At 65.8% G+C, this 21,112-nt stretch carries 21 protein-coding genes; 13 read left to right on the top strand and 8 right to left on the bottom strand.

The annotated features are described in order from the left end of the window. Window positions 1-48 precede the first annotated feature (48 nt). From HS053_RS13230 to HS053_RS13220, 3 genes are read left to right on the top strand one after another with little or no spacing between them, the layout of a single operon-like run. Entirely contained in the window at window positions 49-1,482 is a 1,434-nt protein-coding gene (locus tag HS053_RS13230) for a M81 family metallopeptidase (RefSeq protein WP_174211717.1), read from the top strand. Then, window positions 1,479-2,678, top strand: coding sequence for an MFS transporter (locus HS053_RS13225; protein ID WP_174211716.1), 1,200 nt, complete (start codon window positions 1,479-1,481; stop codon window positions 2,676-2,678). Before HS053_RS13230 ends, HS053_RS13225 begins: the two co-directional genes overlap by 4 nt. Beyond that, entirely contained in the window at window positions 2,675-3,415 is a 741-nt protein-coding gene (locus tag HS053_RS13220) for a copper homeostasis protein CutC (protein WP_174211715.1), read from the top strand. Before HS053_RS13225 ends, HS053_RS13220 begins: the two co-directional genes overlap by 4 nt. Here HS053_RS13220 and nagB read toward each other — a convergent pair. Together nagB and HS053_RS13210 are read right to left on the bottom strand one after the other, a co-directional pair. Beyond that, the gene (gene nagB / locus HS053_RS13215) at window positions 3,385-4,164 is read right to left on the bottom strand and encodes a glucosamine-6-phosphate deaminase (protein WP_174211714.1); all 780 of its coding nucleotides are present in this window, start codon (window positions 4,162-4,164) and stop codon (window positions 3,385-3,387) included. The genes HS053_RS13220 and nagB overlap by 31 nt on opposite strands. Beyond that, window positions 4,161-4,565, bottom strand: a complete 405-nt coding sequence (locus HS053_RS13210) for a RidA family protein (protein ID WP_174211713.1) — start codon at window positions 4,563-4,565, stop codon at window positions 4,161-4,163. Before HS053_RS13210 ends, nagB begins: the two co-directional genes overlap by 4 nt. A gap of 298 nt (window positions 4,566-4,863) precedes the next feature. On the opposite strand from HS053_RS13210, the gene HS053_RS13205 reads away from it, so the two are divergent. After that, a complete protein-coding gene (locus HS053_RS13205) occupies window positions 4,864-5,439 on the top strand; it encodes an LLM class oxidoreductase (protein ID WP_174211712.1) in 576 nt (191 codons plus the stop codon). Window positions 5,440-5,446: 7 nt separating this feature from the next. On the opposite strand, the gene HS053_RS13200 is transcribed toward HS053_RS13205, so the two are convergent. Together HS053_RS13200 and menC are read right to left on the bottom strand one after the other, a co-directional pair. Next, a complete protein-coding gene (locus tag HS053_RS13200) occupies window positions 5,447-6,166 on the bottom strand; it encodes a GNAT family N-acetyltransferase (protein WP_174211711.1) in 720 nt (239 codons plus the stop codon). Next, on the bottom strand, window positions 6,163-7,296 hold the full coding sequence (menC, locus tag HS053_RS13195) for an o-succinylbenzoate synthase (RefSeq protein ID WP_174211710.1): 1,134 nt from the start codon (window positions 7,294-7,296) through the stop codon (window positions 6,163-6,165). Before menC ends, HS053_RS13200 begins: the two co-directional genes overlap by 4 nt. A 111-nt stretch (window positions 7,297-7,407) precedes the next feature. Here menC and HS053_RS13190 point away from each other — a divergent pair, with 111 nt between their 5' ends. Genes HS053_RS13190 through HS053_RS13160 form a run of 7 tightly spaced genes read left to right on the top strand, consistent with a single transcriptional unit; the run spans window position 7,408 to window position 15,153 of the window. After that, on the top strand, window positions 7,408-8,340 hold the full coding sequence (locus HS053_RS13190) for a MurR/RpiR family transcriptional regulator (RefSeq protein WP_206677605.1): 933 nt from the start codon (window positions 7,408-7,410) through the stop codon (window positions 8,338-8,340). A 40-nt stretch (window positions 8,341-8,380) separates the two neighbouring features. Next, window positions 8,381-9,955 (top strand): ABC transporter substrate-binding protein, encoded by a 1,575-nt coding sequence (locus tag HS053_RS13185; RefSeq protein WP_174211709.1) that lies wholly within the window; start codon window positions 8,381-8,383, stop codon window positions 9,953-9,955. A gap of 27 nt (window positions 9,956-9,982) precedes the next feature. Continuing rightward, on the top strand, window positions 9,983-10,909 hold the full coding sequence (locus tag HS053_RS13180; protein WP_174211708.1) for an ABC transporter permease: 927 nt from the start codon (window positions 9,983-9,985) through the stop codon (window positions 10,907-10,909). Then, window positions 10,906-11,745, top strand: a complete 840-nt coding sequence (locus HS053_RS13175) for an ABC transporter permease (protein WP_174211707.1) — start codon at window positions 10,906-10,908, stop codon at window positions 11,743-11,745. The genes HS053_RS13180 and HS053_RS13175 overlap by 4 nt, the downstream gene beginning before the upstream one ends. After that, window positions 11,742-12,707 carry an ABC transporter ATP-binding protein gene (locus HS053_RS13170; protein WP_174211706.1) on the top strand — a complete coding sequence of 322 codons (966 nt, stop codon included), beginning with the start codon at window positions 11,742-11,744 and terminating at the stop codon, window positions 12,705-12,707. Before HS053_RS13175 ends, HS053_RS13170 begins: the two co-directional genes overlap by 4 nt. Further along, complete coding sequence (locus HS053_RS13165) at window positions 12,704-13,648, top strand: ABC transporter ATP-binding protein (protein ID WP_174211705.1); 945 nt, start codon at window positions 12,704-12,706, stop codon at window positions 13,646-13,648. Before HS053_RS13170 ends, HS053_RS13165 begins: the two co-directional genes overlap by 4 nt. Before the next feature lie 8 nt (window positions 13,649-13,656). After that, complete coding sequence (locus HS053_RS13160) at window positions 13,657-15,153, top strand: M81 family metallopeptidase (protein ID WP_174211704.1); 1,497 nt, start codon at window positions 13,657-13,659, stop codon at window positions 15,151-15,153. 16 nt (window positions 15,154-15,169) lie between these two features. Here HS053_RS13160 and HS053_RS13155 read toward each other — a convergent pair whose 3' ends face one another. From HS053_RS13155 to HS053_RS13140, 4 genes are read right to left on the bottom strand one after another with little or no spacing between them, the layout of a single operon-like run. Further along, the gene (locus tag HS053_RS13155) at window positions 15,170-16,330 is read right to left on the bottom strand and encodes a M24 family metallopeptidase (RefSeq protein WP_174211703.1); all 1,161 of its coding nucleotides are present in this window, start codon (window positions 16,328-16,330) and stop codon (window positions 15,170-15,172) included. After that, window positions 16,327-16,749, bottom strand: coding sequence for a cupin domain-containing protein (locus HS053_RS13150; RefSeq protein ID WP_174211702.1), 423 nt, complete (start codon window positions 16,747-16,749; stop codon window positions 16,327-16,329). Before HS053_RS13150 ends, HS053_RS13155 begins: the two co-directional genes overlap by 4 nt. An 11-nt stretch (window positions 16,750-16,760) precedes the next feature. Beyond that, window positions 16,761-17,600, bottom strand: coding sequence for a phosphoenolpyruvate hydrolase family protein (locus HS053_RS13145; RefSeq protein WP_174211701.1), 840 nt, complete (start codon window positions 17,598-17,600; stop codon window positions 16,761-16,763). Continuing rightward, window positions 17,600-18,793 carry a Tm-1-like ATP-binding domain-containing protein gene (locus HS053_RS13140; protein ID WP_174211700.1) on the bottom strand — a complete coding sequence of 398 codons (1,194 nt, stop codon included), beginning with the start codon at window positions 18,791-18,793 and terminating at the stop codon, window positions 17,600-17,602. The genes HS053_RS13145 and HS053_RS13140 overlap by 1 nt, the downstream gene beginning before the upstream one ends. Before the next feature lie 65 nt (window positions 18,794-18,858). Here HS053_RS13140 and HS053_RS13135 point away from each other — a divergent pair, with 65 nt between their 5' ends. Next, window positions 18,859-19,494, top strand: coding sequence for a TetR/AcrR family transcriptional regulator (locus HS053_RS13135; RefSeq protein WP_174211699.1), 636 nt, complete (start codon window positions 18,859-18,861; stop codon window positions 19,492-19,494). Window positions 19,495-19,789: 295 nt separating this feature from the next. Then, window positions 19,790-21,100, top strand: a complete 1,311-nt coding sequence (locus HS053_RS13130) for an ABC transporter substrate-binding protein (protein WP_174211698.1) — start codon at window positions 19,790-19,792, stop codon at window positions 21,098-21,100. The last annotated feature ends 12 nt before the right edge of the window (window positions 21,101-21,112 follow it).

Here is a 21,112-nt window from a genome sequence, read left to right as displayed (position 1 = left end):
CCGGGCGGGGTGTTCCCGCCCGCCCCCTTTCCTGCAAGGACATGACCCATGCGCATCGCCGTTGGCGGTATCCACACCGAATGCTCGACCTATTCCCCCGTCCTGATGCAGGCCGAAGATTTCCGCGTGTTGCGGGGAACGGGGCTGACCGATCACGACTATTTCGCCTTCCTGCGCGATTTCCCGGCCGAGGTGGCGCCCCTTCTGCACTCCCGCGCGGTCCCGGGCGGCCCTGTTTCGCGCGCCGCTTATGAGGCGTTCAAGGCCGAGTTTCTGGAACGGCTGGAGGCGGCCCGGCCCTTTGATGCGGTTTACCTTGCGATGCATGGCGCGATGAAGGTCGAGGGCATGTTTGACGCCGAGGGCGACTGGATTTCCGCCGTGCGCGCGGCGGTTGGGCCGGACATGCTGATTGCCACATCCTATGATCTGCATGGCAATGTGTCGGCGCGGATCGTGGATCAGATCGACATTTTCGCGGCCTATCGCACCGCCCCGCATATCGACACGCCCGAAACGATGCGGGCGGCCTATGCAATGCTGCTGCGCGCGCTGGAAAATGGCGCGCGGCCCGGCGTGGTGCGGGTGCCCGTGCCGCTGTTGCTGCCCGGAGAGCGGTCTTCGACCGAGGATGAACCGGGCCGCAGCCTTTACGCCGCGCTGCCGGGGCTGGAGGGGCCGGGCGTGTGGCGCACCGATCTGATGATCGGCTACGTCTGGGCCGATGAGCCGCGCGCCACCGCCTGCGCCGTGGTGACGGGAACCGACCTTGCGGCGGCTTCGGCGGCGGCGCTGCGGATTGCGGAAAGCTTCTGGTCGGCGCGCGATGATTTCCGCTTTGGCCCGGTCACCGGCCCGCTGGAAGACATGCTGCGGCTGGCCGAGGCCGCGACCACCGCGCCGGTGATCCTTGCCGACAGCGGCGACAACCCTACCGGCGGCGGCGTGGGCGACCGGGCCGATGTGCTGGCGGCCCTGATCGCGCGGGACTGGCAGGGGGCGCTGGTGGCGGGCATCACCGACCGGCCCGCAGTCGAAGCCTGTTTCGTGGCGGGGGAGGGTGCCCGCCTGTCGCTGCGCATCGGGGCGAGCCTTGATCCGGCGGGCGTTTCGGTGACGGGCGAAGCCGAGGTCTTGCGGCTGGACGATCCGGGCACGGCGGCAGAGCGTCAGGCGGTGATCCGGTTGGGGGGAATCACGCTGGTTCTGGCGGCGCGGCGGCGGCCCTACCATGACATTGCCGATTTCACGCGGCTGGGGCTGGACCCTGCCGGGGTGCGGTTGTTGGTGGTGAAATCGGGCTATCTTTCGCCCGAACTGGCGCCGCTGGCCAATCCCAACCTGATGGCGCTGACCGACGGCGTGGTCAATCAGGACATCGCCCGCCTGCCCAACCTGCACCGGCCCCGGGGCACCTTGCCCTTTGAGGCGGATGCAGGGTTTGCCGCCGCACCCCAACCTTCGGCCCGCTTTGCAAGATGAGCAGTTGGCTGACGATCCTGCGCCGCCACCGGGTGGTGCGCGCCTCGGCGGCGGCGATTTTCCTTTACGGTTTCGCTGGCGCGGCCACCTCGCCCTATCAATCCATGATCGCCATTCGGGAACTGGGGATGAGCGACCGGGCCTATGCCGCGCTGGCGCTGGCCTCGTCGGTGGCCAATGTGTTGCTGGCGGTCGCGGTGGGGATGATCTCGGACAGGTTCCAGAGTTATCGCCGCCCGCTGATCCTTGTCAGCAGCTTTGGTGTGCTGGGTTATGGGCTGGTCTGGGCGCTGCCCGTGGTTCCCGTCTTTGTGCTGGCCACGCTGGGGCCGCTGGCGCTGTTTCATGCGCTGAACTCGATGCTGTTCGGCAATGTCCGGGCGCATTCCGCCCGGTTTGACGCCGAAGAGGCGCGGATATCCAACGCGCTGATGCGGATCATGATTTCGCTTTCTTGGGTGGTGATGCCGGGGGCGGTGGGGGTGGCGCTGTCGGGGCAGCCCAGCATGATTGCCGCCTATCTGATTGCGGCAACGGTGGCGGGGGGTATCCTGCTGACCGTGACCTTCTGGCTCGAACCGGATGTGACCCCGGATACCCCGGCGACCGCCACCGCCCGCCCGGCCTTGCACGATTTGCGGCTGATCCTTGCGCCCGGCCTTCTGGCGCGGGTGCTGGGCGTGGCGTTGATCAGCCAGATGCTGCACATCAATTCGGCGGTGCTGCCGCTGATCGTGACCGGCCCGGCCCATGGGCGGGTCGAGGATGTGGGTCTTCTGGTCGGTCTGGTTGCGGTGCTGGAGGTGATCTTCATGGTGTTCTGGGTGCGCGCCACGCGGCACCTTGCGATGACCCATGCCCTGCTGATCTGTGCCGGGCTCTATCTGGTCTATCTTGCGGGCATCGCGCTGGCCACGGCGCCCTGGCAGGTCTACCTTGCCAGTTGCCTTGCGGGGTTTGCCGCGGCAGGGATGATTTCGCTGCCGATCAGCTATCTTCTGGACCTGATCCGCGACCGGCCGGGGCTTTCGGCTTCGCTGATCGCGGTGAATATGTTCGCGGGCGGCGCGCTGGGCGCCGGAGTGTTCGGACTGGGCACCGCCATGGGCGGCTATGCGATGGCCGCGGTGATCAGCGGGCTGGGCGGCGTGGCCGGGGCCGGGTTGCTGGTTGCGTTGGAGAGGGGGCGGGGATGACGCGGATCACGCTGGAAATCTGTGTGGACGATGCGGCGGGGATTGCCGCCGCAGCGCAAGGCGGTGCTGACCGGATCGAGCTTTGTGCGGCACTGGCGCTGGGCGGTCTTACGCCCTCGGCGGGGTTGATCGCGCTGGCGGCAGAGGGGCCGCTGCACGCGATGGCGATGATCCGGCCCCGCGCCGGGGATTTCGTCTTTACCCGGGATGAGCGGCGGGCGATGCGGGCCGAGATTGCCGCCGTGCGCGCGGCGGGGCTGGCGGGCGTGGTGATCGGCGCTTCGCTGCCCGATGGGCGGCTGGATGGCGACACACTTGAGGAACTGGTGGCAGAGGCTGGGGGGCTGGATATCACCCTGCACCGCGCGGTTGACCTTGCGCCGGATGTGGCCGAAGCGATGGCACTTTGCGCCCGGCTGGGCATCGGGCGGGTGTTGTCTTCGGGCGGGGCGCTGACGGCGGCGGCGGGGATTGACCGGCTGGCGGCGATGGCCGGGCAGGGGGTTTCGGTGATGCCGGGCGGCGGGGTGAATGCGGGCAATGCCGCCCTTTTCGCCGGCCGTCTGCCGCTGCGGGAAATCCACGCTTCGGCCTCGGCGCCGCTGGCTGCGGCGGCGGACCCGCGGGTGATGCAATTCGGCTTTCAGCCTCCCGGCGCAAGGGGCACCGATGCCGCCGCCGTGCGGGCGCTGCGGCAGGCGCTGGATCAGATCGCGGCGTCGCGGCCTGCGGGGTGAACATCCTCATAATATTCGCGCAGCGCCAGCCCCTCGGCGGCGGCCCGGTCCAGCACCACGGTCACCTTGCGGTGCAGTTGCAGCGCCGACGCCGGGCAAGAGGCGGAAAGCGGTCCCTCGATCATCGCCGCCGCCGCCTCGGCCTTGCCCGGACCATAGGCGAGCAGCACCACCTCTTCGGCGCGCAGGATGGTGCCGATCCCCATGGTGATGGCCAGCCGTGGCACCTCTTCGGGCTGTGCGAAGAACCGGGCGTTTGCGGCACGGGTGGCGCGCGTCAGCGTTTTGATCCGGGTCAGCGAGGACAGGCTTGAGGTCGGTTCGTTGAAGCCGATATGCCCGTTCGCGCCCAGACCCAGCAGTTGCAGCCCGATATCGCCCGCCGCCGCAATGGCGGCCTCATAACGCGCCGCCTCGGCCTCGGGGTCGGGGGCGTCACCGCGGGGAAGGGCGCCTGCACCGGCGGGCAAATCCACATGGTCGAAAAGTTGCTCGGCCATATAGCGCCAATAGGAACAGGGGTGGTCCGGCGCCAGCCCGACATATTCATCAAGGTTGAAGCTGCGGGCCTGTGCAAAGCTGACCGTTCCGGCGCGATGGGCCGCGATCAGCCGGGCATAGACCGCCTCCATCGTGCCGCCCGTCGCCAGCCCCAGAACCGAGGCCGGCGCCCGCGCCAACCGCGCCGTGATCAGCCCGGAAACGCAATCGGCGGCCTTGCCGGCATCGTCATGGATCAGAACCTTCACAGCGGCTTCCACGCGATGGCATCAATCTCGACCTTGGCATCGACCATCAGCCGCGACTGCACGGTGGAGCGGGCCGGCGGATGCGCTGCGAAATGCCGTTCAAACACCGCGTTGAAACTGGAGAAATCGCGCGGATCGTCCAGCCAGCAGGTGACCTTGATCACATCTTCCAGCCCGCAACCCGCCAGCGCCAGCACCGCCTTGATATTCTCGATCACCTGTTCGGTCTGGGCGACGATCCCGCCGGTGACCACCTCACCCGCCACAGTGGGCACCTGACCCGACACATGCACATAGTCACCCGCGCGCACCGCCTTGGCAAAGGGCCGTTTCTGCCCGCCCGCCTGTGCATCAGCGGTGTCGTAACGGATCAGTCGGGGGTGGGCGGGCGAGTCGGCCATGGCTGGGCTCCATTCCGGTAATTGATTTTCACGATATGCGGAAAACAGGGCGTTCATCAAGCAGAATGGCCGAATATGGCGATACTTCTGTAAATTGATTTCACAATGCCACTGTGGCCATCTTTGACGGTTTGCGTCGCAGACGCTCTCCCCGGTGGAAGATTTTTTGGAAATCGCTCCGAAAAGGAAAGGAAACACCTGTTATCCGCCGAATTAAAGAAGGACTCTGCGGCCCGTCTGTGCTTAAATCTAGTGAGTAAGTCGTGATTGTTCCGCCCACCCCCTGCGGGAGAGACCCATGCCCCACGAGACCAGCCTTGTCGCAAAATGCCCCGCCGCCGATGCCTTGCCCGAGCTTGAGGCGCTGACCCGCCTTGCGCTGTCAGCCGAGCGGCTGGGTCATCACCGGCTCTGGCTGGACGATGCTCAGGGCGGCGCTTCCGACATTGTGGCGGCGCGGCTGCTGTTGGAAACGCGGCACCTGCGCATCGGGCTGGGCGACGGACTTCTGCGGCAGCACGGGGCGGCCAAACTGGCCGCAGTGTTGCGGCTGTTGTCGGCATTGGCGCCCGGGCGGGTCGATCTGGCTGTGACCGCCGCGGATCATGCCGAAACGGTGCTGATCGATCTGGCGCGGCTATTGTCACCGGCATCGCAGCCCGCGCTGCCCCGTGGCGCGACCGCGCGGACCAATGTTGCCGCGCCGCAAGTCTTTCTGAGCGGCGACACGCCCGAGGCCGCCGCGCTGGCCGCCCGCCTCGGCTGGGACTTTGGCCCCGATCTGCCGGGGCAGGGTGAACCCGCTTTCCTTGGAGAACCCGCCATTGCCTTGCGGCGGGAAGCCGTTGCCGCAGCAGGCCGGGTCGCCGCCTGAGCGCGGTTCAATCCCCGGGATTGGTCAGAAGATAGGCGCAGGTGGCGGGGTCAAAATCGCCGATTTGCAAGCCCGCTGCAAAGGCGGCCTGAAGTTCGGCGCGCAGCCTTGCCTGTTCGGCATGGGCCTTGCCCGGATCGGTGGCCAGCAGCGCGACGATATCGGCAGGCACCGCTATGCGCAGCGCATCAACGAGCGGTGGCGGCTTTGGCAGGCCCTCGGCGATGGCCACCACATGCGGATCGTCCAGATGCCAGTCGGCCATCAGCCGGTCTGACGGGATGCCGCGGTTGATCCCCTCCATCTCGCCGTAATAATCGACCAGATAGGTGTTCGACCGCGCGCCCAGCCGGTGTATGTTCAGCGCCGCATTGGGCACGCGCAGCGGATCGAAGGTCCAGCGGACATGGGTAATCCCCCGCCCAAGGCACCAGCGGCGCTGAAACTGCTTCAGCCGCAAACCAAGGCCAAGCCCCCGCGCCTCGGCCAGCACGGCCAGCCGGTGCGAATGCTGTATCCCCGGCGCCCGCGTGGGAAAGCCAAAGACATAGCCCATCAGCCGCCCGTCCACGAAGGCACCACCGACCAGCCCGCCCTCGGCCTGAATGACCATCATCAGGTCAGCGGGATCGCACAGATCCCCCTCGCCCCAGACGGCGCGTTGCAGGTCTTCGGCGGCGCGGAACTCGCGCATTCCGTGCAGGTCGCGGAAGGTCACATGGCTCATGCGCGCAGGCTTTCATGGGAAAGTGTCGCATGGGGCAGGAAATCATGGTCCAGCGTCACACCGATGCCGGCGCCCTGCGGCACCGGCATCCGGCCGCCGCTGGTTTCCAGTTTCTGCTCGATGATGTCACGGGTGAAATAGCGGCTGGCCGAAGAGGTGTCGCCCGGTTTGGTGAAATTCGGCAGGGTGGAGAGGTGGATGTTATGGGCCCGCCCGATACCGCTTTCCAGCATCCCGCCGCACCAGACCGGCACCGCAAAGGCGGCGCAAAGATCGTGGATGCGCAGCGAATTGAGAATCCCGCCCGAGCGGCCCACCTTGATGTTGATCACCCGCCCCGCCCCGGTTTGCAGCGCCTTGCGGCAATGTTCCACCGTGCGGATACTTTCGTCCAGACACAGCGGCGTGGCCATGCGCGCCTGCAAGGTGGCGTGGTCATGGATATCGTCCCAGGCCAGCGGCTGTTCGATGTAGTCAAGGTCAAACCCGTCCAGCCGCTGCAACAGCGCGGTATCGGCCAGCGTATAGCAACTGTTGGCATCCACCGTCAGATGCGCCGTGGGGAAGGCATCGCGGGCAGCCTGCACAAGGGCGATGTCATGGCCCGGCTTTATCTTGAGCTTGATGCGTTTGTAACCCTGATCCAGATGCGCCGCGACCCTTTCCAGCGTGCTGTCAATCGGCCCGATGCCCAGTGACACCCCGACGTCGATCGCGTCACCCGTGCCACCGATCACGCTTTGCAGCGGCAGGTTCAGCGATTTCGCCCAAAGATCCCAGAAGGCCATCTCGACCGTGGCCCGCGCCATCTGATTGCCGCGCCAAGGGGCGAGCAGGTGGTTCAGCGCCTGCGGATTGGCAAAGCTTTGCCCCAGAACCTGCGGCAACAGCACGTTGCGCAGCAGGTCCATGGCGCCGGCGACGGTTTCTTCCAGATAGTCCGGCAGCGGGTCCATCACCCCTTCGGCATAGCCTTCGATCCCGTCGGCTTTCAGCACCAGCAGCGGAAAAACCTTTTCGGTCATGGTGCCGGTGGCGATGGTGAAGGGGGTCACCAGCGGCAGACGGACCAGCCGAAGCTCTGCCGCCTCGATGCGGAGGGGCGCGCGGGTTTGGGGGGTGGCGGGCATGGCGTCCTCCGAAAGGGTGGGTGCAGGCTAGGCGAATTTCAGTTTTATGGCAAGATTGACTCATTGAAAGATTACTGTCACGCTTGCCTTGCCGATGTGCCGGAGTGCCCCTTGTCCAACCCTGACGAGCCCGAGATTCCCGCCGATGCCGAGGGGCAGCCCTCGGGCGATCTGCGTGCCCGGCTGGCACGCGCGGCGGCAGAGGGGACGCCGACCGAACGGGCGCTGGCAAGCTATATCCTGACCAATCTGCAATCAGTGCCGTTCGAGACGGCGGCGGCGGTGGCGGCCAAGGTCGGGGTGTCCGAAGCCTCGGTCGGGCGGTTCTGCCGCAGCATCGGTTACCGGCATCTGAAGGATCTGAAAGGGTCATTGCAGACCGATCTGGGTGACAAAGCATGGCTGATTGGCGACCGGCTTGAGGATTTTCACCGCCGCAGCAAAGAGGGCAAGGGCGAGCTGGCGCAGGCGCTGGAGCGCGAGATGGCTGCGCTGGTCGCGGTCTATGAAATGGCTGCCAGCCCGGAATTTGAACGGGCGGTGCAGCGCCTGTCGCATCGTAGTGCCGTCTGGGTTGCTGGGTTCCAGACCGAGCGGGGCCATGCCGCGGAACTGGTCCACAACCTGCAATACCTGCGGCCCGGTGTGCATCTGGCCGATGTGGCGGGCGGGCATTTCGCGGAAATCCTGCTGTCTGATCCGGCGGATACCGCGCTGGTTCTGATCGACGGGCGGCGCTATTCGCGGCTGACCCGCGATCTGGCGCAGGCTGCCCATGACGAGGGGATTCCGGTGACGCTGATCACCGACCCCTATTGCGACTGGGCGCGTGAGGTGACCGCCGAAGTCTTTGCCGTGCCGACCGACCTCAACCAGTTCTGGGACACCACCTCGGCGATGTCCTCGCTGATCGGGCTGATGGTGGGCGGTGTCTTCCGCGAGTTGGGCGCCCGGGTCGAGGCACGGATGGCCCGCGTCTCGGCGCTTTACGGAGAATTCATCGGCCATACCGGGGCGGGCGCCAAGACCCGCGGCGACGGCTGATCCAACGCATAACAACACGACCAACAGAGAGGACCACGAGATGACCATGAGTTTCCGCAAAAGCCTGCTGGCCGCGAGCGTCAGCCTTGCCGCCCTGCTGGGCGCCCCCGTTCTGGCGCAGGAAGCGACCTTCGTCTTCGCCACCAACGAGGTGGGCGCCCCGACCTACAACCCGATCAAGGCCACCAACCTGAACGCCGCGACGACGCTGATCTTTGACCGCATGGTCAGTCAGGCCGCCGATCTGTCCTATCATCCCTGGCTGGCCGAAAGCTGGGAAGAGGCGCCCGATGGCATGTCCTGGGTGTTCCACCTGAAGCCCGGCGTGACCTTCCACAACGGCGAACCCTTCAATGCGGAAACCGTCAAGGCGTGGCTTGAACTCTTCAAGGGCAGCGAGAACGCCTATATGGCCGAGGCGATTGCCAGCGTCGAAGTGGTCGATGACCTGACCGTCAAATTCGTGATGTCGCGGCCCGAGCCGAACCTGCTTTACAACTTCTCCTCCAGCTACATGAGCGTGGTCGAGCCGAAGTCCTATGCTGCGCTTGGCGACAATTATGGCGTGACCGAGGTTTACGGCACCGGCCCGTTCAAGCTGGAAAGCTTTGCCGTGGGGCAGGAAACCGTTCTGGTGCGGAACGAGGATTACAAATGGGGCTCGCCTCTGGCCAAGAACCAGGGGCCGGCGCATATCGCCCGGCTGACCTTCCGCGAAATTGCCGAGGATTCGACGGCGTTTCTGGAACTGAAAACCGGCGGCGTCGATATGTTGCTGGGCGTGCCCGCCGACCTTTTGGCCGAGGTGCAGAAAGAGGCCAATCTGGCCGTCCTGACCCTGCCGGGGCAGGACGTGTATTACATGCCGATCAATGTCACCAAGCCGCCTTTCGACGACATCCGCGTGCGCGAAGCGGCGGCCAAGGCGATCAATCAGGATGAGATTCTGGCTTCGGTCTTTGGCGGGGTGGGCAGCGTCGCGCATACCTTCCTGATCGACGCGCTGCCCGAAAGCCATGTCGCCGACTCGGCCAAGATCAGCTATGACCCCGTCCGCGCCGCCGCCGCGCTGGATGAGGCAGGCTGGGTGATGGGGGCCGACGGCGTGCGGGCCAAGGATGGCCAGCCGCTCAAGGTCAGCCTCTGGACGCAGAGCGATTCCAGCTTCCGCCGTCTGACCGAAGTGGTTCAGGCCCAGTTGAAGGCCGTGGGCATCGAGGCGGAAATCACCACCTTCGACAGCTCGATGATCCGCGACCAATACAAGACAGGCGAACAGCAACTGGCGGTGCGGTCCTACAACTGGGACAATGCCGACATTGTGGACTGGTTCCTGGGGGGCGACCGTCTGGGCTATCCCAACGTCTCGATGTTCAACGACCCCAAGGCTGAAGAACTGCGGGCGGCGGCAATGACCGGCGCAAAGAACATGGACGAGCGGGTGAAGAACTTCACCGCCTACCATGAATATGTCCTGACCCAGTTCCCGGTGGCGCCGATCTATCAGCCGGTTACCAGCGTCGGCTACAACAGCGAACGTCTGGCGATGCCGGCCGAGCTGAATGCGCCGTCGGTGGGGGCCATCGCCATCATGGACATGGAAGTGAAGGAGTAAGCGGACAGGGACCTCGGGGGCGCCAGCATGATTTCCTATCTGATCAGACGGGTTCTGATGCTGGTGCCGGTGTTCCTTGCGGTCTCGGTCATCATCTTCCTGATCCTGCATTTCATCCCGGGCGATCCGATCGACAACCTGTTGAAGGTCGGATCTTCCCCCGCCGCCCGGGCCGAAATGGAGGCGCGCTATGGTTTGGACCGCCCCCTGCCGGTGCAATATGCGATCTGGCTGGGCAAGGTGCTGACCGGCGATCTGGGCACGGCCATCGTGGCGCGGCGTCCGGTGCTGGACATGATTGCGCAGGCCCTGCCGCATTCGCTGCGGCTGGGGGGGCTGGCACTCTTGTTTTCCTCGGTCATGGGGATCGGGCTGGGCGTGGTGGCGGCGCTGAACCGTGACCGCTGGCCTGATCGAGCGATCATGGGCGGGGTTCTCTTGGGCTCTACCATGCCGAGTTTCTGGCTGGGGCTGATCCTGATGCTGGTGTTTTCGGTCTGGCTGGGCTGGTTTCCAGTGTCCGGCGCCCGAAGCTGGACGGCGCTGGTGCTGCCGGTGCTGACCATCGGGCTGGGCGGCACGGCACTTGTCGCGCGGATCACGCGGGTGGCGATGATAGAGGCGGCGGGCAAGGATTTCGTGATGCTGCTGCACGCCAAGGGTCTTTCACCCCTGCGTATCCAGTTGCGCCATGTGCTGCGGCACGCGCTGATCCCGGTGGTAACCATTCTGGCGCTGCGGATCGGCTGGATTCTGGGCGGGGCGGTCACGGTCGAGGTGGTCTTTGCGCGGCCGGGCCTTGGCACGCTGCTGATCAAATCCCTGAGCCAGCATGATTATCCGGTGGTGCAGGCTTGTTTGCTGATGCTGGCCATGGCGGTGATGCTGGGCACCCTTCTGGGCGACCTCTTGCAGGCCGCGATGGACCCGCGCGTGCGGGCGGCGCTGGCATGAGGGCGGTTCTGCGCGCCTTTCGCAGGCCCATGGGGGCGATTGCCGGGGGCTGGTTGCTGGCCATGATCTTCGTCGCCGTCTTCGCGGCTTGGCTGACGCCGTATGACTATGACATTCAGGCGCTGAAAGAGGCGTATCAGCCGCCTTCCCCCGCGCATTGGCTGGGCACCGACGAGTTCGGGCGTGATCTGCTGACGCGGCTCTTCCACGGCGCGCGCACCTCTCTTTCGGTCAGCAGCATCGCCATCGGCATTTCGGTGCTGTGCGGCATGGTGCTGGGGGCGGCGGCAGGCTGGTTCGGCGGGCGGTTCGACCGGGCGGTGACGGTGGTGGTGGACCTGACATGGTCCTTCCCCGAAATCCTGATCGCGCTGATCCTTGTGGCCATCATCGGGCCGGGCACCACGGGCACCATGGCGGCCATCGGCGTGGCTTACCTCGCGCAATTCACCCGGCTGACCCGGGCGCAGATCATGATGCTGAAGGGCGAAACTTTCATCGAGGCGGCGCGCAGCCTTGGCGCGGGCAATGCGCATATCCTGTTCCGCCACCTTCTGCCCAATGCGCTGGCGCCGGTGCTGGTTTCGGCGATGCTGGCCACCGGCGATGCGATTATCCTTGAGGCGACGCTTGGCTTTTTCGGCCTTGGCGCGCAGCCGCCGACGCCAAGCTGGGGTGCGATGATGTCGGCGGGGTCGGCGCTGGTGTTCAAGGCGCCGTGGATCATCCTGTTCCCCGGCCTTGCGGTGGCGATAACCGTCGTGGCGATCAACCTGTTCGGAGACGCGCTGATTGCCGAACTCGACATCCGCGCCCGGATGCGGAGGGCGGCATGAGCGCGCTGTTGCAACTGTCCGGCGTTTCGGTGGCCATCGGCAAGGCGCACCTGCTGGAAGGGATCGACCTGGCGTTGGACCGGGGGCAGATTCTGGGGCTGGTCGGTGAAAGCGGCTCGGGCAAGTCGCTGACGGCGATGGCGGCGATGGGGCTTTTGCCGCTGATCGGCGGGCGGGTCACGGCGGGTGAGGTGCGCTTTGACGGCACCGATCTGTCCACGCTGGGCGAGGCGGGGCGGCGGCATCTGCGCGGGCGGCGCATCGGTTTTGTCACGCAAAACCCGATGACCGCGCTGGACCCGGTGCAGCGGATCGGCGCGCAGATCGACGTGGTGTCGCGGCTGCATCTGGGGCTGGACAAGGCGGCGGCGCGGGCGCGCACGCTGGACCTGATGGCGCAGCTTCGTATCCCCGAGGCGGCGGCAGTCGCCGAAGCCTGGCCGCATCAGCTTTCGGGCGGCATGAAGCAGCGCATCGTCATCGCCATGGCGCTGGCCGGAGACCCGGACCTGATCATCGCCGATGAACCGACGACCGCGCTGGATGTCACGGTGCAGGCGCAGATTCTGCAAATCCTTGCCGGGCTGGTGCGCGACCGGGGGCTGGCGCTCATGCTGATCACCCATGACATGGGGGTGGTGGCGCAGCTTTGTGACCGGGTTGCGGTTCTCTATGCCGGGCGGCTGGCGGAAGAGCGGGCGGTGGGTCCGATCTTTGCCGCCCCGGCCCATCCCTATACCCGCGCCCTGACGCTGTGCATCCCGCGTGAGGGCATGGCGCGGGGCAGCCTGCACGGCATTCCGGGCGCGGTGCCTTCGGCGGCGGCCTATCCGGCCGGTTGCCGGTTCCATCCGCGCTGTGCCCGGGCCGATGCCACCTGCCGCGCCACGGTTCCCGCCCTGTCGGCCTTGCCCGATGGCGGCCTTGTCGCCTGTCACCATGCCGAACCGGGGGCGCCATGACCCAGCCGCTGATCCAGCTTCGCGCGCTGACCCGGCGGTTCGAGACCGGCGGCGGTTGGTTCACGCCCGCCCGCAGCATGACGGCGGTGCGCGCGGTGGACCTTGCCATCGCTCGGGGCGAAGTGGTGGGCGTGGTCGGCGAAAGCGGCTGCGGCAAGTCAACCCTTGCCCGGCTGGTGCTGCGCCTGATCGAGCCGACCTCGGGGCAAATTCTGCTGGACGGCACCGACCTGACGGCGCTGCCCCGTGCCGCCCTGCGCGCCGCGCGGCGGCGGATGGCGATGGTATTCCAAGACCCCTACTCGTCGCTCGATCCGCGCTATACCGTGGCCGATGTGCTGGCCGAGCCGTTCGTGGTGCAGCGCCGCCCAATGGACAAGGGCGCGGCAGAGGCCATGCTTGCCGATGTCGGCCTGCCCGCCTCGGTTGCCGCCAGCCATCCGCATCAGCTTTCAGGCGGGCAGCGTCAGCGCGTTGGCATCGCCCGCGCCCTTGCCCTGCGCCCCGATTTCATCGTGCTGGATGAACCGACCGCCTCGCTCGACGTGTCGATTCAGGCGCAGATCATCGAACTGCTGTCTGGCCTGCGCGACCGGCTGGGGCTGACCTATCTGTTCATCAGCCATGACCTTGGGTTGGTGCGTTATTTCTGTGACCGGATCGTGGTGATGTATCTGGGTGCCGTGGTCGAGGTTCTGCCGCGCCCCGATGCCGCGCCGCGCCATCCCTATACGCAGGCACTGATGCAGTCGAACCTGTCGCCCGATCCGTCCCGCCGTCGCGCCATCGCACCGCTTGCGGGCGAAATCCCCAGCCCGTTCAGCCTGCCACCCGGCTGCGCCTTTGCCGGGCGCTGCCCGCGTGCCTCGGACCGTTGCCGGACCGAGCGACCCGCACTTGAGACCGCCGAACACCCGGTCGCCTGTTTCCACCCGATATGAGAGAGCCCATGGCCTTCCACGTTCTGACTGCCGAATTCGTCCACGAAAGCAACACCTTCAAGAAGGGGGAGACCGGGCTGGACGATTTCCGCGATTCCGCGCTCGATCTGGGGGCGGCGGCGGTCGATCGGTTCGGCGATGTGAATGCGGAACTCGCCGGCTTTCTGGATGCCGGGCGGGCGGCGGGCTGGAAGATCACCCATACGATTTCCGCCCACGCCACGCCCGGCGCGCGGGTGTCGCGCGCGGCGTTTGACCATATAGCCGGTGTGATCTGCGATGCCGCCCGCCAGCACCGCGACACGCTGGACGGCATTCTGCTGGGCCTGCATGGCGCCATGGTGCCCGCCTTCTGCGAGGATGGCGAGGGCGAGCTTCTGGCGCGGCTGCGGGCCATTGTCGGGCCGGAGATGCCGATTGCGGTGACGCTGGACCTGCACGCGATTGCGACGCCCGCGATGGTGGCGCAGGCGCAGGTCTTCGTCAGCTACAAGACCTATCCGCATGTCGATATGCGCGAGACGGGCCGCCACGCGGGCCGCCTGCTGGATGCGGCAATGCGCAAGGCGGCGCGTCCGGTGACGCTGCGCGCCCATCGCCCCATGCTGGACGAGGCGAATGCCGGGCGCACCGACGTTCCGCAAACAGCCGCCCTTTACGCCCGTGCCCGCGCGCATGAGGATGAGCCGGGGATCATGGCCGTGTCGATCAACGCCGCCTTTGCCGAGGCGGATGTGGCCGAGGCGGGGCCGACGGTTCTGGTCACCTATGACGCCGATCACCCCGGAGCCAGCGCGCGAGCGCGGGCGATTGCCGAGGGGCTGGCCGATACGATCTGGGAGCAGCGCGACAGCGTTTCCAACGATTTCCTGACCCCTGCCGCCGCTGCGGCAATCGCCCGCGATTTTGACGCTTCGCATGGGCCGCTGGTGATTGCCGATTATGCCGACAACCCGGGTGCCGGGGCCTATGGCGATGCGACGGCGCTGCTGGCGGCGCTGCTGGAGGCGGGTGCGACCGGCGGCGGTTTTGCCCCGATGATCGACCCCGAGGCGGCGGCAGTCCTGCATCGCCACCGGGTCGGCGATACCGTGACGCTGGACATCGGCGGCAAGCAGGATGCCAATTTCGGCGGCGGTCCGCTGCGGCTCACCGGGCAGGTGGTGCATCTGTCGGACGGCAGCTTCACCGGCGACGGGCCGATCCTTGGCGGCATCACCCACAGTTTCGGGCCGACGGCGGTGTTCCGCAGCGGCGGGATCGACGTGCTGGTGGTGACGATCCCGGGCCAGATGCTTGACCTGCAACAGGTGCGCACCTTCGGGATCGAACCTGCGAACCTGCGCTTTCTGGTCGTGAAGTCGATGCAGCATTTCCGCGCCGCATTCGAGCCGGTGGCGGGGAAGGTCATCGTCTGCGACAGCGGCGCGCTGGCCACGCCGCAGGCGCATCTGCGCCCCTATACTCGCCTGCCGCGCCCGTTCTGGCCGCTGGACCGTTTCTGAAACCGGCAACCGGGGCCTATTGCCCGCCCCGGTTCCAGCCGCGCCCGGCGGTGCCGAACATCTCATAGCCGGTTTCGGTCACCGCCAGCGTGTCCTCCAGCTTGATGAACCCCCGGCGGGGGTGCAGCATCGTGGTCTCGATGGACAGCACCATGCCCGCCTGCAACGGCTGATCGGCGTCAATGCCTTCATAGGCCACGGGATGGTTGGTCATCAGGAAGGGCGCTTCATGGGTGATCACCCCCATGCCATGGGCAAAGAAATCGGTGCAGGCGCGGCTGGGCTGGCGGGCCAGCATCGCCTCGCCCGCCGCAATCAGATCGCCCCCCGCGGCCCCGGCGCGGACCTGTGCAAAGGCCGCTTGCTGCACGGTTTCGACCTCGCCCAGCAGGTCAACCAGTTCGGCATCGGGTTCGCCAAGGAAACCCATCCGGCAGATGTCGCCGATATAGCCCTGCAGGTTGCCGCCCGAGTCGATCGACAGCACCTCGCCCGGTGCCCAGACCTGATCCGAAGCCGCGCGGTTGTGCGAGGCGCCGAGCGTCAGCAGGCAATATTCAAATTGCAGGCCCCGCACGGTCTCCTCTTGGCGCAGGCGTTCGATGATGGCGGTCTTGCTCCACCCGGCATCGGCGGCGGCGATGGTCGCCTGCATCGCATCAGTAATCGCTTCGGACGCCCGACGCATCAGCGCCAGTTCGGCAGGCGATTTGACGGCACGCAACCGTTCCAGCAACCTGGTGGCATCAACCAATGGCGTGTCGGGAAAGGCGCCTTCCAGCACCCGCGCTGCATTCATCGGCAGAAACGACGGCTCTACCCCGATCCGGGGCACGGCGGGGCCATGGCTGCGCAGATGGGCAACCGCCTCGGTCATCGCATCGACGGCACCCCAGGACATCGGCCGAAAATGCGGTGGCCAGAACGGATGGTTGGCATGTTCGCCCGCCTCCATCTTGTTGGCGATGTAACCCGTGCGCTCGGGCGCCCCGCGCATATAGGCCAGCACCGGCAGATAGCGGCTGTGGCCGATCGCATCCATCGCCGAAAAGAAGATGAAGCGGTAACCGCCCAGAAGATACTGCACATTGTGCTTGGAGGTGACGAGCAGCACGTCGATGCCCGCCGCCTCCATCAGATCATCCAGTCGGGCAAAGCTGTAGGGCAGGTCGGTCATGTCGCGCTTTCCTTCGGGATCAGGCGGAAGTCGGGCAGGTCGCGCAGCGCCTCTTCGGGGCCGGCGGGGGAATAGACCACGAAAATCTGCATGTCGCCGCTGCCGGTGTTCAGCGTCGAATGATAGCGGCTTTCAGGGATATAGACGCAGCAACCGGGGCGGACGGTTTCGGTATGGGGCTGGCCAGCCTCATCCTCGACCATCTGTTGACCTTCGCCTTGCAGGATATAGATGATCTCTTCGGCCCCGGGGTGGTTGTGGCGGCTGTGGCCCTGACCGGGCGGCACCGTCACCACGGCCGCCGAAAACCGCTCGGCGCCATTCACCTTGGGGCCCAGAACCACCGAAAGCTGGCCCCAGTCAAAGCCATAGGCATCCACATCGCCGGGGTATCTGAAAAGGGATTTCACATCACTCATGGTCTGTCCTTTCACGGGCGCAGGAGGGGCATCGCCTTGAAGGCGCGGATCTGGTCGGCGATGGCGCGTTCGGCAGGCAGGCGTTCCGCCGACGACGCACCGTAAAAGCCATGCAGCCGGTCGGCCCGCGCCAGCACATAGGCGGCATCCTCGGGCATCGAGATCGGCCCGCCATGGCACAGCACGATCACATCCGGGCGCACGCGGCGCGCGGCGGCGGAAATCGCGTCAATCTCGGTCACGCATTGGTCCAGCGTCTTGGCCGAAGTGGCGCCGATGGTGCCGCCGGTGGTTACCCCCATATGGGCGACGATGATATCGGCACCGGCGCGGGTCATCGCCGCCGCTTCGTCGGGGTTGAAGACATAGGGCGTGGTCAGCAGGTCAAGCCCATGCGCCTGCGCAATCATCTCCACCTCAAGGCCGAAACCCATGCCGGTTTCCTCGAAGCTTTGCCGCATGGCACCGTCGAACAGGCCGACGGTCGGAAAGTTCTGCACCCCGGAAAAGCCCATGTATTTCAGTTCCGCCAGAAACTGCGGCATCAGGATGAAGGGATCGGTCCCGTTTACCCCGGCCAGAACCGGGGTGTGTTTCACCACCGGCAACACCTCGACCGCCATTTCCTTGACGATCTCATTGGCATTACCATAGGCTAACAGCCCCGCAGCCGAGCCGCGCCCTGCCATGCGGTAGCGGCCCGAGTTGTAGATGATGATCAGGTCGATCCCGCCCGCCTCCTCTGATTTGGCGGAAAGGCCGGTGCCGGCACCGCCGCCGATGATCGGGCGGCCTTCGGCGATCATGGCGCGGAAACGGTCGAGCAGGGTCTGGCGCGGAATTGCGGGCATCACGGCTCCATCAGGTCAAGGAAGGTGGTTGCGGCGGCGGCGGCAAAGGCCGGGTCGTTGATGTGGCAGGGCAGAGTGATCAGCCGCGCCGGGTCGGCGATGTGATTGCGCAGGGCGGCGAATAGGGCAGCATCCGCTTCGGGCCACCAGAAGGCGCCGCCTTCGGCATCCAGAGCCGAAATCCCCAGCTCGGGGATCAGAAGGCGCACCGGCCCGGGGCAGGCGTTCAGCTTGTCCGCGATCCAGTGGCCCATCGCGGCGTTTTCCTCCGGGTTGGTGCGCATCAGCGTCACATTCGGGTTGTGGTGGTGAAAAAGCCGGTCGCGGTAGCGCGCGGGCACGGTCGCGGGCGCCCAGAAGTTCACCATGTCCAAAGCGCCGACCGACCCCACCCAGGGCGCGCCGGTGCGTGCCACAACGTCCAGCCGGTCGGGCAGGGCAGGCAGCACACCGCCGAACAAAAGATCGGCAATCTCTGTGGTGGTGATGTCGATCAGGCCGGACAGCAGGCGCTGGTCCAGAAGGCGTTCCATCGCCCGCCCGCCGGTGCCGGTGGCGTGGAACACAAGGCAATCGTATCGGCTGCGCAGGGTTTCGGCGATGGCGGTCACGCAGGGGGTGGTGACGCCGAACATCGTCAGCCCGATGGCAGGCTTGTCGTCGCTGACTGCCGGTTCCGGCGCCCTGACCATCCCGATCAGGGCATGGGCCGCGTTCGACAGGATCACGCGGCTCAGGCGGTTCAGTCCCGCGATGTCGGTGACGGCGGGCATCATCACGATATCGGATATGCCGACATAGGGCGCGGTATCCCCCGAAGCGAGGGTCGAGACCATCAGCTTGGGCACGCCATAGGGCAGTTCCCGCAGCCCCGCGCAGGCGATCGAGGTGCCGCCACCGCCGCCCGCCGCGATCACCCCGGCGATCTCGGTGGCGTGCTGGCGGCACCAATTGGCAAAGGCTGCGCCCATCGCTGCAACCGCAATGCCGCGGTCTTCGCTGCGCAGAAAACCGGCGCCCTCGGGGTGGCAGGCGGCAACCTCGGTTGCCGCGACATCGGGGTGAATGCCGGGCGCCCGCGTGCCCAGATCGACGATTTCGGCGGCAAACCCCCCGGCGCGCAGCAAATCGCGCAGCCAAGCCAGTTCCTCGCCCTTGGTGTCGGCCGTTCCGGCGACAAGAATGCGGCGCATCACCCTTTCCCCCCTGTCTGTCCGGTCCTGCTTGACCAAAAATGGGACTGTAGTATCATATTGGGATGCAAGTTCCGGGTCAACGAGTCGAAATCGCAGAGGAGGCGCCACCCAAGGGCGCTGCCGCCCGCACGCGCGCCCTGATGGTGGCTACGGCCAGCACGATGATGCGGCAGGGCCTGTCGCCCTCGGTCAGTGAAGTGGCCGAGGTCGCGGGCGTTTCGCGGTCCACCGCCTATCGCTATTTCCCGACACGGGGCGACATGCTGCGTGCCGTGGTGGCCAAGGCGCTGGGGCCAATTCTGGACCGTCCGGTCACCGGCGGCGATGCTGCGGCACGGCTGGAGGCGCTGTATCGTGCCACCTATCCGCGTCTGTTCGAGCATGAGGCCACCTTCCGCGCCGCCCTGCGTCAGTCGATGGAACCGGACGAAGCCGGTCCGCAGGATGGCTCGCTGGGCCGCGGCCACCGGCGCAATCTGCTGGCCGCAGCGGTTGATGGACTGGGGCTTCCGGCGGATGAGCAGAACCGGCTGGTCATGGCGCTGTCGTTGACCTTCGGAACCGAGGCGATGGTGGTGCTGAAGGACATCTGGGGTCTTGATCTTGCCGCCGCGCAGGAGGTGGCGCTGGAGGCCGCGCAGGCGATTCTGGCTGCAGCGCAGCACCGCACGGCTTTGGTGGAAAAGCGGCAAAGCTGAATCTGGTAGGGCCAGATTTGGGCGCCGCCGTTCCCCACATGAATGGTGCAGCTGCGCCCAAAATGCCGGTTCAGCGATGATTTCCTGCAAGTATTTCCAGATTTCGGGCATTTTCATCGCTGTTACTGTCGGTGATTCCTGTTTTTCACCTTAAACCACTTCTTGACAGATTGTCACATCTGGTAATACCAATTTGGAAGAGCGGAAGGAAATTGCCGGGAACCACGCAAGTGGAGGGGACGACAGCAACGATCCCGAACCAGGTGCCGCCGATCATGTAACGGGAGGAGAACTGATGCACAGACAAGTCTGTCGGCTTATGGCCGGCGCCGCCGTCATTGCGCTGTCCGCGCCCGCGGCCTATTCGCAAGAACTGACGATCTTCTGGGCCGAGTGGGATCCGGCCAACTATCTGCAAGAGCTGGTGAACGAGTATGAAGCCGAGACGGGCGTGACCGTCACGGTCGAAACCACGCCCTGGCAGGATTTCCAGACCAAGGCTTTCACCGAATTCAACGCCCGCGGATCCGCCTATGACATGATCGTCGGCGACAGCCAGTGGCTGGGTGCCGCCTCGGAAGGCGGGCATTATGTGGACCTGACCGAATTCTTCCAGAAGCACAATCTGGGTGAGGTCATGGCTCCGGCCACGGTCAAATACTATGCCGAATACCCCGGAAACTCCGGCAAATACTGGGCCATCCCCGCCGAGGGCGACGCCGTGGGCTGGGCCTATCGCAAGGACTGGTTCGAAGATCCGGCCGAGATGGAGGCGTTCAAGGCCAAATATGGCTATGACCTTGCGCCGCCCACCACCTGGGCGCAGCTTCTCGACATTGCCGAGTTCTTCCACCGGCCCGACCAGAACCGCTATGGCGTGGCCATCTATACCGACAACTCCTATGACGGTCTGGTGATGGGCGTGGAAAACGCGCTCTTCTCTTACGGGGCCGAACTGGGCGACCCTTCGACCTATCAGGTTGACGGCATCCTGAACTCGGACAAGGCGGTGGCGGCGCTGGACGCCTATCGCAAGCTTTACGGCTTTACCCCGCCCGGCTGGTCCAAGACCTTCTTCGTCGAGAACAACCAGGCGATCACCGAAAACCTCGCTGCGATGTCGATGAACTACTTCGCCTTCTTCCCGGCACTGGTGAACCCGGCAACCAACCCCAACGCGGCCAACACCGGCTTCTTCGCCAACCCGGCCGGACCGGATGGTGATCAGTTCGCGGCTTTGGGCGGGCAGGGCATTTCCATCGTGTCCTATTCGGAAAACCAGGAAGAGGCGTTCAAGTTCCTCGAATGGTTCATCCGTGACGACGTGCAGAAACGTTGGGCCGAGCTGGGTGGCTATACCGCCCATGCCAAGACGCTGGAAAGCGAAGAGTTCCGCAAGGCAACCCCGTATAACGAGGCGTTCTTCCAGACGATGTTCAAGGTCAAGGACTTCTGGGCGGTGCCGGAATATGCCGAGCTGCTGACGGCGGCGAACCAGCGGATCTATCCCTTCGTGGTGGGCGGTGAAGGCACGGCGAAAGAAGTGCTTGATGCTCTGGCCAATGACTGGACCGAGACGTTCAAGAAATACGGTCGGATCAAGTAAATCCCGACCGGC

Origin of the sequence: Tabrizicola fusiformis, from assembly GCF_013328815.1 — a bacterium.
In the GTDB taxonomy this organism is placed as follows: domain Bacteria; phylum Pseudomonadota; class Alphaproteobacteria; order Rhodobacterales; family Rhodobacteraceae; genus Fuscibacter.
This window is presented reverse-complemented; position numbering and strand designations above follow the sequence as displayed.